Genomic DNA, 12073 nt, shown 5'->3' with positions numbered 1-12073 from the left:
GCCCCGCACGTCGCCGCCCCCGCCGCCGCTCCCCCGGCGCGCCCGAGCGTCCCGGCGCCGGCCGCGCCCGCGCGCCGCCCCTGGCGCGTGCAGACCGTCCTGCAGGTGGTGGGCGCGTCGCTGCTCGCGGCCGCGAGCATCACGTTCCTCGTCTTCGCGTGGGACGTCATGGGGCTGCGCGGCCGCGCGGCCGTCGTCGCCGTCGGCACGCTCGTGGTCTTCGCGCTCGCGTCGTGGCTGCGCGCCCGCGGCCTGCGGCAGGGCGCCGAGGCGGTCGGCGCGGTCGCGGTGGTGCTGCTGCTGCTCGACGCGTGGGCGCTGCGGGCGACCGGTGCCGTCGCCCCGGGCGACGGCACGGCCCAGGCCGCGGTGTCGCTGCTGGTGAGCGCACTGCTCCTCACGGCATGGGGCCGACGGTCACGCCTGCGCGTCGGGTCCGTCGCGGGCGCGGTCCTGCTGCCGCTGGCGCCGCTCGCCTGGCTCCCGGTGGTCCCCCGCCCGGACGGCGTCGTCGCGCTCCTGCTCGCGGCGTCGGCCACGACGCTCGTGCGGGCGACCGGGCCCTGGGCGTCCGGACGCGCCGAGACGCTGGTCCTGCGCACGCTCGCGGCGCTCACACTCGGCGTCGCGGTCCCGACGGCGGCCGTCTCGCAGCTCGTCACGCTGCCGTCCGGCGCCTGGCCGTCGGTGGCGCTGCTGCTGGGCACGGTGCCGCTCCTGGTCGCGCAGGGGCTCACCGACCTCCGTGCCGCGACCGGGGCCGCCCCGCCCCGCCCCGGGACGGTGCTCGCCTGGACCCGTGCCGCCGGGTGCACGCTGACGCTGACCGGCGCCGGCGCGGTCGCCACGCTCGTCGCGCCGGCCGCCGGGACGTTCGTGGCCACCCAGGCCGGCGCGGCCGCCGCGTGCGCCGTGGCGGCGGCCCTCCTCGTCCGGAAGGGCTCGCCGGGCACGCCGGCGGGTGTGGACGCGGACGCCACTGCCCACGGAACGGTGTCGACCACCGCCACCCCGCGCCGGGACGTCCGGGCTCCCGACGTCGCAGCCCACGTGCGTGCGGCGTCCGGGGCGGCGCTCGTGACCGCCGCGACGCTCGCGACCTGGTCGGTCCTCGCGCTCGTCGCGCAGACGGCGACGCGGCTCGCCTTCGGCGCCGACGCGGGCACGGCGCCGCTCGTCGTGCTCGCCCCGACGCTCGCCGTCGCGGCCGCCGTGGGGCTCGCAGTGCTCACGACGCGCCGCACCGGCACCGGCCCCGAGGGCCGCCGGCTCGCGCGCACGTGCGCCCACGGCGGGACGGCGCTCGTCATCGCCACCCTGCCCGTCACGACCTCGGGACTCGTGCCGCCCGCAGCGTCCGTCCTCGTGCTCGTGCTCGGTGCGGCGGCGGCGACCGCCGCGCTGCACGTCGGCGAGCGACGCCTGCACCCGACCGCCGCACGCGCCGGCGCCGTGCTGGCCGGGACGCTGGGCGTCCTCGGGGCGCTGCCCGGGCCGGGGTGGGTCGCCGGTGCGCTCGTCGCGCCGACGGTCCTCGCGGTGCTGGCCCGTCGGTGGTCGCGCGCACCCGGCTCGGCCGGCTCGTCGACCCTGGTCGCGGCCACGCTGCTGCTCGTCGCCGGCACGTGCACCGGCGTCGCCGCCGGGGCGGCCGCCGTCGTGGCGGCCGCCCTGACGGTCGCCCCGGTGGGTGCCGCGCTCCTCGCGCGCGCCGGGGCGCGGCGCACGGGGGCGGCGGAACGGGACTGCGCCCTGACGGGCGTCGCCCTCGCCGGCGCCGCGACGTGGGCCGCGGCGGCGCACCACGCCGCGACGACACCCGGAGCGACGGCGCTCGCGGTCGCCGCGCCCCTCGTGGCGGCCGCCACGTGCGCCGGGCTCGTGGTCGCGCTGCTCGCGGGCTCCCGGCGGTGGGGGCCGCCCCACGCGGTCGTCGGCTCCGCGGCGGTCGCCCCCGTGCTCGCGCTCGCGGTCCTCACCGTGCACCGGTCGGCGGGCGTGCCGCCCGTCGACGCGACCGCTCTCGCGGCCGTCGCGGTCGGCGGCCTGACCGCCGCCGCAGCGGTGCTGCTGGCCCGCACCGGCACGCCCGTCGCGCGGTACGCGGCCGAGGTGAGCGGGTGGCTCGTCGCAGCCGCGGGCGTGGGCGCCGCGGCCGCGACCGGCGCACCCGGGCCTGCACTGGTCGTCGCCGCCGCGTGCGCCGCCGCCTGGGCGCTCGCCCCCGGCCGCGCGCAGGGGTGGTGGCTCACGCTCGCGCTCGGCACCGGTGCCTGGTGGTCGCTGCTGGGCACGCGCGAGGTCGGCGTCGTCGAGCCGTACACGGCGGTCCCCGGTCTCGTCGTCGCGGCCGTCGCGGCGTGGCGCCTGGTGCGCGCACGCCCGCGCGCGTCGCGGCTGCTCGCCGCGGGGCTCGCGGTCGCGACGCTGCCCACGTCGGTGCTGCCGGGCGCGCTCGCCGTCGGCCCCGTGGTCGTCGACCGCGCCACGCTCGCGGCCGCGCTCGCGGCCGCCGTGGTCGTCGCCGGGCTGCTGCTGCGCCGGCGCCCCGCGGCCGCCGAGCTGCTGGCCGGGCTCGGTGGGGCGCTCGTGGTCCTCGGACCCGTGGCTCGCGCCACGGCCGCCGCGATCGGGCTGCCCGGGGCGGTCCCGGGTCCGGAGCTGCCCGACGGCACCGTGCTCGTCGAGGTCTGGACGTGGCCCGCGGCCGTCGCGCTCGCCGCGTGCGCGGTGCGCGCCCGCACCGCGGCGTCCCGGCGTGCCGTCGACACCGGGACCCCGTGGCTCCTGCTGACGGTCGGCGCGCTGCCGACGCTCGTGGCCGCACTCGCCGCGCCGGCGGGCGGTGCGGCAGCCGTCCGCGTGACGGCGCTCGCCGCCGTCGCCGCGACCCTGGCCCTCCTGGGCGGCGCGACAGGGCACCGGCTGCGCGCGCCCGGCGCGCGCGGCGCGGGTCACCCCGGGACGCCGCTCGCGCACCTCGGGCTCGCGCTGACGCTCGCGCTCGTCCCGGTCGCCACCGTCGTGCTCGTCGCGCACCACCCCGCACGCGCGGCCGAGCTGGGCGGGGCCGCGGACGTGCCGGCGACCCTCGCCGCGCTGCTGGTGCTCGCGACGGTCGCGCTCACGGCACGGCGCGCGGCAGCGCCGCGCCCGTGGCTCACGGTGGGGTCCGCGTTGCTCGTGCCCCTCGTGCTCGTCCGTGCCGGCGACGCGCGCCCCGTGCTCTGGGCGTGCGTGACCGCGACGCTGCTCGGGCTCGCGTGGCTCGCGGGCGGCCGCCGACGCTCCTCGGGCGGCCCGACCGACCGCGACGCGCGGCGCCCCCTCACGGCCGCGGCCGCCGGCGTCGCCCTCGCGGGCCCCTGGTGCGCCGGCGTCGCCGCCGCCGTCGCACCGGGCACCGCGACGCCGTGGCGCGTCGAGCTCGTCGCGGTCCTCACGGCGGTCGTCGTGGCGGTCGCCGCGCGAGCGTGGTCGCCCGTCCCGGACCGTCGCGTGACGCGCGCCGCGCTGACCGTGGTCCTCGCGCTGCCCGTCGTGCTGGCCGTCGACGCGACCGGGCTCGGGACGGTCCGTGCGCTCGCCCTGCTCGCCGGCGCGGCCGCGTTCGCGTGGTGGCGGCCGTTCCGGGGCGACGTCACGCTCGGCCTCGCGGTCGCGACCGCGACCGTGGTCGCCGTCGCGCTGCGCGGCGGACCCGAGCCCGTCGACCTCCCGTGGGCCGTCCTCGGGCTGCTCGCGTGCGCGCTCGGCGCCCGGCACCTGCGCGAGCAGCCTGCCGCCGGCTCGTGGTCGGCCCTCGGCGCGCCCGTCGCGCTCGCGGTCGGCGCGCCGCTCGCCGCGCTCTGGCTCACCGGCCCGGGGGCCGTGCGCCTGGCGGTCCTGCTGGCGCTGGCGCTGGCGGCGACGTCCGTCGGCGCCGCGCAGCGCTGGCAGGCACCGTTCGTGCTGGGTGTCGCCGCGACGCTCACGACCCTCGCGGTCGTGCTCAGCCCACTCACGGTGCGCGCGCTGGCCGACGTCGACGGGTGGGTGCTCCTCGCCGTCGGCGGTGCGGTCGTGCTCGGGCTGGGCCTCACCTACGAACGACGCGTCCGGGAGGCGAAGGAGGCCGTGCGCTTCGTCGGCGACATGCGCTGACCGCGCGCACGGGGCACGGGCCGCGCACGGTCCGCCCGGTGCGGGCGCACCGGCACGGTCCTCCCGAGCGTGCTGCCGCGGTCCGCACCGCCCCGCACGCCTGACCGGGCAGCGGGGGTCGGCGCCGCGTACTCAACCGCCCAGGGCGGCCAGCAGCGCGCGGGCGTCGGGGCTGGTGTCCAGCAGGTCGCCCACGTGCGCCCGCGTCCCCCGCAGCGGGTCGCGCATGGGGACGCGCTGCAGCGCCCGCGCCCCGGGCACGTCGAACACCACCGAGTCCCAGCTGGCCGCCGAGATCTGCGTGCCGTACCGCGCGACCGCCTCGCCGCGGAAGTACGCGCGCGTGTCCTGCGGGGCGTGCACCACGGCGTCCTGCACCTGCTCGGGCGTCACCAGCCGCTCGACGGCGTCCGCCGCCACCAGCCGGTGGTACAGCCCGCGCTCGGGGCGCACGTCCGACCACTGCAGGTCGACGGCCGCCAGGCGCGGGTGGTCCCACGCGAGGTGGTCGCGCCGGCGCATGCCGTCGAGCAGCCGCAGCTTGGCGACCCACTCGACCTCCCGCGCGCACGTCGCGGGCTCGTCGGCGAGCCGGTGCAGCAACGACTCCCACCGGTCCAGCACGTCGAGCGTCTGGGCGTCGGACGCGCCCTCCGTCCCGTCGAGCGCGGCGCGCACGGCGGCGACGTACTCGCCCTGCACCTCGAGCGCCGTCAGCCGTCGACCGTCCGCGAGCTCGAGGCGCTCGGTCAGCGTGAGGTCGTGGCTCACGGCGTGCACGGCGCCGACCGGGTCGCGCAGCGCGAGCCGGTCCACCGCCCGCACCGCACGGCACGCCGCGGGGACCCCCGCCTCGGCCTGCTCGACGAGCCACAGCACGAGCGCCGCCGTCCCGAGGCGCAGGTAGGTCGCGACCTCGAGCATGGTCGCGTCACCGATGATGACGTGCAGGCGCCGCCAGCGCGTCGGGTCGGCGTGCGGCTCGTCGCGCGTGTTGACGATCGGACGGCGCAGGGTCGTCTCGAGGCCGACCTCGGCCTCCATGTAGTCGGCGCGCTGGGACAGCTGGAAGCCCGGGTGCTCGCCGCGCTGACCGAGCCCGACGCGCCCGGCACCCGTGAACACCTGGCGGGTCACGAGGAACGGCGTGAGCCGCGCGACGAGGTCGCCGAACGGCACCGCGCGGTCCACGAGGTAGTTCTCGTGCGTCCCGTACGTGGCGCCCTTGCCGTCGACGTTGTTCTTGTACAGCGACACGTCGGGCAGCGCCGGGTTGCTCGCGAGCATCCGGACCGAGTCGAGCATGACGAGCTCCCCCGCGCGGTCCCAGCGCACCGCGTCCAGGGGGTTCGTCACCTCGGGCGAGGAGTACTCGGGGTGGGCGTGGTCGACGTACAGGCGCGCGCCGTTGGTGAGGATGACGTTCGCGGCACCCGGGTCCTCGTACTCCTCGACGTCGGAGCGCGGGAGCTCCTGCGGCGCGTCGCCCGAGGGCGCGGGCACGGTCGGCGAGTCGGTGAGCAGCGACGGGTGCGCCGACGCGCGCTGCAGGTGGAACCCGCGGGCGTCGTGCAGCGGGTCCTCGTCGTCGTAGTCCCACCGCGCGCGTCCCCGGCCCGCCTCGCGCGCCGCGGCGTGGACGGCCACGACGTGGCTCGACAGCAGCATCGGGTTGGCCATGGGCCTGCCCGGCTGCAGGACGCCGTACTCGGTCTCGATCCCCATCACGCGGCGCACGGTCACGCCGACCACCCTAGGTGAGCACGCCGACGGCGGCGGCGCGCGTCCGCGGCCCGCGCACCGCCGCCGCGCGCGGCGGCGGTGCGACCGTCAGAGGTACTGGCCGGTGCTCGTGACGTTCTCGATGGTCCGCGACGCCTCGACGCCCTTCTTGCCCTGCACGATGGTCCGGATGAAGACGATGCGCTCGCCCTTCTTGCCGGAGATGCGCGCCCAGTCGTCAGGGTTCGTGGTGTTGGGCAGGTCCTCGTTCTCCTTGAACTCGTCGACGCACGCCGCGAGCAGGTGGTCCACCCGGATGCCGCGCTGACCGGTCGCCAGCAGGTCCTTGATCGCGGTCTTCTTGGCGCGGTCGACGACGTTCTGGATCATCGCGCCCGAGTTGAAGTCCTTGAAGTACAGGACCTCCTTGTCCCCGCTCGCGTACGTGACCTCGAGGAACCGGTTCTCGTCGGCCTCGGAGTACATGCGCTCGACGACGCGCGCGATCATCGCCTCGACGGCCGCGGCGGCCGACCCGCCGTGCTCGGCGAGGTCCTCGGCGTGGATCGGCAGCGCGGGCGTGAGGTACTTCGCGAAGATCTCGCGCGCACCCTCGGCGTCGGGGCGCTCGATCTTGATCTTCACGTCCAGGCGCCCGGGCCGCAGGATCGCGGGGTCGATCATGTCCTCGCGGTTCGACGCGCCGATGACGATGACGTTGTCGAGCCGCTCGACGCCGTCGATCTCGGCGAGCAGCTGCGGCACGATCGTCGTCTCGACGTCGCTCGACACGCCCGTGCCACGCGTGCGGAACAGCGACTCCATCTCGTCGAAGAACACCACGACGGGATGGCCCTGCGACGCCTTCTCGCGTGCGCGGGCGAAGATGAGACGGATGTGCCGCTCGGTCTCGCCGACGTACTTGTTGAGCAGCTCGGGGCCCTTGACGTTGAGGAAGTACGAGCGCGCGTCGGCCACGTCCTCGCCGCGGGCCGCAGCCGCGGTCGCGGCGAGCGAGTGCGCGACCGCCTTGGCGATGAGCGTCTTCCCGCAGCCCGGCGGGCCGTACAGCAGGACGCCCTTGGGCGGCTTGAGCCCGTGCTCGCGGAACAGCTCGGGGTGCAGGAACGGCAGCTCGACGGCGTCGCGGATCGCCTCGATCTGCGGGCCGAGGCCGCCGATGTCGCCGTAGTCGATGTCGGGGACCTCCTCGAGCACGAGGTCCTCGACCTCGGCGCGCGGGATCACCTCGAACACGAAGCCGCTGCGCGAGTCGATCGTGAGCGCGTCGCCCACGCGCACGCCCGCGTCCGCCACCTGCCCGGCGAACCGCACGACGCGCTCCTCGTCGCCTCGGCCGACCACGAGCGCGCGGCCCTCGCCGAGCATCTCCTTGACGGTGACGAGCTCGCCGACCTGCTCGTAGCCGCCGGCCTCGACGACCGTGAGGGCCTCGTTGAGCATGACCTCCTGCCCGGGGCGCAGGCGGTGCACGTCGAGCGTGGGGCTCGCGCCGACGTGCATCTTGCGCCCCGCGGAGACGATGTCGACCGTGCCGTCGTCACGCGCACGCAGGAACGTCGCGTACGTGCCGGGCGGCTTGGCGAGGTCGTCGACCTGACGCTTGAGCTCGAGGATCTGCTCGCGCGCGGCCACGAGCGCCTCGCTCAGGCGCTCGTTCTTGGCGGCGAGGACCGTGAGCTCGCGTTGCAGGTCACGCCCGCCGGCAGCAGGTTCCGTCATGGTGATCGGCCTCCGTTCCGCGTCGCGGTGCGCCCTTCCTCCGGTCCACCGAGCACCACGCTGTGCCTGCTGGTCCGTCGACCCTAGCCGCCCGTGTCAACGGTGACGCCGCGACGACCCCGTGTCTCGCGACCGTCCCGAGGCGTGGACGCGCTCAGTCGTCCTCGGGCGGCGTGCCGTCCTCGCGCGCGGCGAGGTCGTCGGGCGCGACGTGCAGCTCACGGCGCACGCGGCGGATCTTCTTGGCCGACGTCTCGCGCTCGCCCATCGCCTCGGGCGACCACAGCTCGGCGTCCGGCGCGGGCGTGCCGTCGGGGGCCACGGGGTACGAGCCCTTCGCGGGCCGGCGCTTGCGCTGCGGCGGCTGCACGCCGTCGGCCAGCCGACGCGTCGTCAGGAGGAAGCCGGTGTGCCCGATCATGCGGTGCTGCGGGCGGACCGCGAGCCCCTCGAGGTGCCAGCCGCGCACCATCGACTCCCACGCCTCGGGCTCGGTGTACCGACCGTCGGCGCGCAGGTCCTCGGTGAGGCGCGACAGCTGGGTCGTCGTCGCGACGTAGCAGACCAGCACGCCGCCGGGTGCGAGCGCGGTGGCGACCGCGTCGAGGTTCTCCCACGGCGCGAGCATGTCGAGCACGACGCGGTCGACCGTGCCGGGTGCGGCGGCGTGCGGCAGCTCGTCGGCGAGGTCGCCCAGCCGCAGGTCCCACGCGGGGTGCTCGCCGCCGAAGAACTGCTCGACGTTGCCGCGCGCGATCGCCGCGAAGTCCTCGCGCCGCTCGATCGACACGAGCCGGCCCGCGTCGCCGACGGCCCGCAGCAGCGACAGCGTGAGACCGCCCGACCCGACGCCCGCCTCGACGACCGTCGCGCCGGGGAACACGTCGCCCATCGTGACGATCTGGCCCGCGTCCTTCGGGTAGACGACCGCCGCGCCGCGCGGCATGGACAGCACGTGGTCGGACAGCAGGGGCCGCAGCGCCAGGTACTCGATGCCCGACGTGTTCTGGACCACGACCCCCTGCGACGCACCGATGAGCTCGTCGTGGCGGAGGTAGCCGCGGTGCGTGTGGAACGTCGCCCCGGGCTGCAGCGTGATGGTGTGCAGGCGTCCGCGCGGGTCGGTCAGCTGGACGCGCTCGCCGACGCGGAACGGGCCGCGGCGCACGTCCGCCCCGGTCGGTGCGGCGGCGGGCACGCGGTCGTCCGCGGTCTGGTCGGTGGTCACGTGCGCCGAGTCTAGGGGCGGCGTCAGCCGCGCAGCGCCGCGACGACGTCCGCCGTGCGCACCAGCGCGACGACGCGCCCGTCGACCAGGGCCGCGATCACGGGCCCGTGCCGCGACGCGTCGCTGAGCGCGCGCAGCAGCGCGTCGCCCTCGAGCGCGCCGTCGACGGTCGCGCCGACGGGCAGCGGCGTCGCGACCGCGACGACGTTCGTCGTGCCGGCCAGCTCGGCCGGCACGCGCGCGGCCGCGTCGGTGTCGACGTACGCCGCGGGGCGGCCGTCAGGTGCGAGCACGACGACCTCGGCGGCCTGCGCCGCGGCGGCGGTCGCCCGGGCGTGCGCGAGCGACGCCTGCGCGCCGACGACGACGGCGGGCCGCCCGACGGTCCGCAGCGTGAGCGTCTGCACGACCCTGCCGGTGCGTCCGCCCCGGATCGCCGCGGTCGCGCCGGACCACAGGAACGCGCCGATGAGCGCCGCCCACGCGACGGTCACGAGGTCGGGCGTCAGGCCGAGCACGAACGGGCGGCCCAGCACGACGAGCACGAGCCCGACCGCGACGGCACGACCGGCCCACCCCGCGACCACGGCGCCGCGGTGCCGGTCGCGCGTGACGGCCCACACGCCGGCCTCGAGCACGCGTCCGCCGTCGAGCGGCAGGCCCGGCACGAGGTTGAACAGCCCGACGAACCCGTTGGCCGCGGCACCGGCCCACAGCAGGGTCTGCAGCAGCGACCCGGCGGGTGCGAGGTGGTTCGACACGAGCAGGAAGGCGCCCGCGAGCGCGATGCTCGCGACGGGCCCGACGACCGCGACGAGCGCGCTCGTGCCGGGCGTGGCCGCGACGCTGCGGAACGTGGTGTGCCCGCCCCACAGCGTGAGGACGAACGCGTCGGGCTGCTCGCCGCGGGCCTTGCCGACGAGCCCGTGCGCGAGCTCGTGCACCAGCACGGACGCGAAGAGCAGCACGACGAACGCGAACGCCACGACGTAGGGCAGCGCGCCGCCGCCGGTGGTCCAGGTGGCCGCGGCGGGCGCGAAGACGAACGTGAGGACGACGGCGGCGAGCGGCCAGCTGCGCGCGACGACGACGGGCGCGCCCGCGACGTGGCCGAGCAGCCAGCCGGCGGGACGGTCGTGCCGGGGTGCGTTCACGCACGCCAGCCTACGGTCGTGGGCACGCCACGACCGTAGTCCGGCGCCCGCGGTCGCGACCGGTGCGACCCGTGCGGCAGGAGCGACCCGTGCGGCCTGGCGCGGGACGTCCTGGCGGCGTTGTGGGCGGCGGCGCCTACCCTCGTCGCGTGAGCGTGGACACCGACCGCCCGACCGACCTCGCCGAGCCGCAGCACCCTGTGCCGACGGACGGCTCGGGCCCGGCTGCCGAGCCGCGCGTGCCGGGGCTGTCGCCGTCGCGCGCGAACGACTTCCTGCAGTGCCCGCTGTTGTTCCGGTTCCGCGTGGTCGACCGGCTGCCCGAGCCGGCGTCGCCCGCCGCCGCGCGGGGCACGCTCGTGCACGCCGTGCTGGAGCACCTGTTCGACCTGCCCGCGGCGGAGCGGACCCTGGAGGCCGCGAGCGCGACGCTCCCGGCGCGCTGGGACGCGCTGCTCGACGAGGAGCCGCGCTACCGCGAGCTGCACGCCGACGACGCCGCCCGCGAGGAGTTCCTCGCGGGCGCACGACGCCTGCTGGAGACGTACTTCACGCTCGAGGACCCGACGCGCCTGGAGCCGCGGGCACGGGAGCTGCACGTGCGCCACGACCTCGAGGACGGGCCGCGGCTGCGCGGGGTCGTCGACCGGGTCGACGTCGCGCCGAACGGCTGGGTCCGCGTCGTCGACTACAAGACCGGTCGGTCGCCGCGCCCGGGCTTCGAGAGCTCGGCGCTGTTCCAGATGCGGTTCTACGCGTACGTCGTGTGGCGCACGCGCGGCGTGCTGCCCAAGCGGCTGCAGCTCGCGTACCTGGGCGACGGCGTGGTGGTGAGCCACGAGCCCACCGAGTCCGAGATGCACACGCTCGAGGCGCGCGTGCGGTCGATCTGGGCGGGCATCGAGGACACCGCGCGCAGCGGCGACTGGCGTCCGCGCACGTCGCGGCTGTGCGACTGGTGCTCGTTCCGCGACCGCTGCCCGTCGTTCGGGGGCACCCCGCCGCCCGTGCCGCCCGGTGCGGTCGAACGGGCGATCGGCGTCGCACCCGTCGCCTGAACGCCCGCCCATCCGTCGGGCCGTCGGCTCCGAACCCTCCACGACAGGCGAGCGACGAGGAGCGACCCTAAGATGCCCGGCCCCCACCCGACGGACCTCCGCGACGGCGGTGCGGTGCGCACGCGCCGCGCCGGTGACGTGCGGCGTCCGTGCGCGTCGGTGCCGGGCGTGCACCGGCACCGGGCGGCGCCCGCGCACCGGCCCGGTCCGCACCGCGCGCGCTGCGTCCGCCGCACGTCCGCCGCGCCGGGCCCGGCCGGGTGGGGCACACTGGCGCCCGTGCCTGCACCTTCCACCCCGCCACCCGCGGTCGGCTCGGTCGAGGAGCACCTCCTGCGCGTCGCGGGGGGCGACCAGGACGCGTTCGTGCACGTCTACGACACGCTGTCGCCGGTCGTGCACGGCACGGCCCTCGCGGTGCTGCGCGACCCGCACCACGCCGCCGAGGTGACCCAGGAGGTCATGGTCGAGGTGTGGCGCACCGCGGCGCGGTTCGAGCCGGCCAAGGGCTCCGCCCGCACGTGGGCCGCGACCCTCGCGCACCGGCGCGCGGTGGACCGCGTGCGCTCGGTGCAGGCGCAGCGCCGGCGCGACCAGGCGGCGCTGGACGCCGACGTGCCGCGCCCGTACGACGAGGTCGCCGAGGAGGCCGAGGGCAACCTCGAGGCGGCCCGGGTGCGGCACTGCCTCGGCGGCCTGACGGACACGCAGCGCACCGCGGTCGAGCTCGCCTACTACGGGGGCCTGAGCTACCGCGAGGTCGCGGCGCGCCTCGACGCCGCGCTGCCCACGGTCAAGAGCCGGATCCGCGACGGCCTGCTGCGGCTGCGCGACTGCCTGGGGGTGGTCGCGTGAGCGAGCGACCGACCGACGACGCGACGCGCGACCTGCTCGGCGCGTGGGCGCTCGACGCGGTCTCGGACGACGAGCGGGCGGCCGTCGAGGCGCTGCTCGCGCGCGACCCGGACGCCGCGCGCGAGGCCCGCGAGCTGCGGGCCGTCGCGGCGACGCTCGCCGCCGCGACC

General features: G+C 77.5%; 7 protein-coding genes. 3 read left to right on the top strand and 4 right to left on the bottom strand.

The genetic code is table 11. The annotated features are described in order from the left end of the window. A partial coding sequence (locus CS2_RS19140) for an SCO7613 C-terminal domain-containing membrane protein (RefSeq protein ID WP_070320708.1) occupies positions 1-4143 on the top strand: 4143 nt, incomplete at its 5' end. A gap of 132 nt (positions 4144-4275) precedes the next feature. On the opposite strand, the gene dop is transcribed toward CS2_RS19140, so the two are convergent. The 4 genes from dop to CS2_RS15850 all read right to left on the bottom strand — a co-directional run bounded on the left by dop (position 4276) and on the right by CS2_RS15850 (position 9990). Next, a complete protein-coding gene (gene dop / locus CS2_RS15865; RefSeq protein ID WP_070320712.1) occupies positions 4276-5886 on the bottom strand; it encodes a depupylase/deamidase Dop in 1611 nt (536 codons plus the stop codon). An 87-nt stretch (positions 5887-5973) separates the two neighbouring features. Then, a complete protein-coding gene (gene arc, locus CS2_RS15860; protein ID WP_046528515.1) occupies positions 5974-7608 on the bottom strand; it encodes a proteasome ATPase in 1635 nt (544 codons plus the stop codon). 154 nt (positions 7609-7762) lie between these two features. Beyond that, positions 7763-8836 (bottom strand): tRNA (adenine-N1)-methyltransferase, encoded by a 1074-nt coding sequence (locus CS2_RS15855; RefSeq protein ID WP_082740294.1) that lies wholly within the window; start codon positions 8834-8836, stop codon positions 7763-7765. A 23-nt stretch (positions 8837-8859) separates the two neighbouring features. Beyond that, the gene (locus CS2_RS15850) at positions 8860-9990 is read right to left on the bottom strand and encodes a site-2 protease family protein (RefSeq protein WP_070320707.1); all 1131 of its coding nucleotides are present in this window, start codon (positions 9988-9990) and stop codon (positions 8860-8862) included. A gap of 200 nt (positions 9991-10190) precedes the next feature. Between CS2_RS15850 and CS2_RS15845 the strand changes: the two genes are divergently transcribed. Together CS2_RS15845 and sigK are read left to right on the top strand one after the other, a co-directional pair. Then, a complete protein-coding gene (locus CS2_RS15845; RefSeq protein ID WP_070320710.1) occupies positions 10191-11048 on the top strand; it encodes a RecB family exonuclease in 858 nt (285 codons plus the stop codon). Between the two features lie 279 nt (positions 11049-11327). Next, positions 11328-11903, top strand: coding sequence for an ECF RNA polymerase sigma factor SigK (gene sigK / locus CS2_RS15840; RefSeq protein WP_070320709.1), 576 nt, complete (start codon positions 11328-11330; stop codon positions 11901-11903). Positions 11904-12073: the final 170 nt, after the last annotated feature.

The sequence above is a fragment of the Cellulomonas iranensis NBRC 101100 = JCM 18110 genome, assembly GCF_001552375.1.
Classification (GTDB): Bacteria; Actinomycetota; Actinomycetes; order Actinomycetales; family Cellulomonadaceae; genus Cellulomonas; species Cellulomonas iranensis.
Note: the sequence above shows the minus strand (reverse complement) of the source record. Positions and strands in the feature narration are given on the sequence as shown.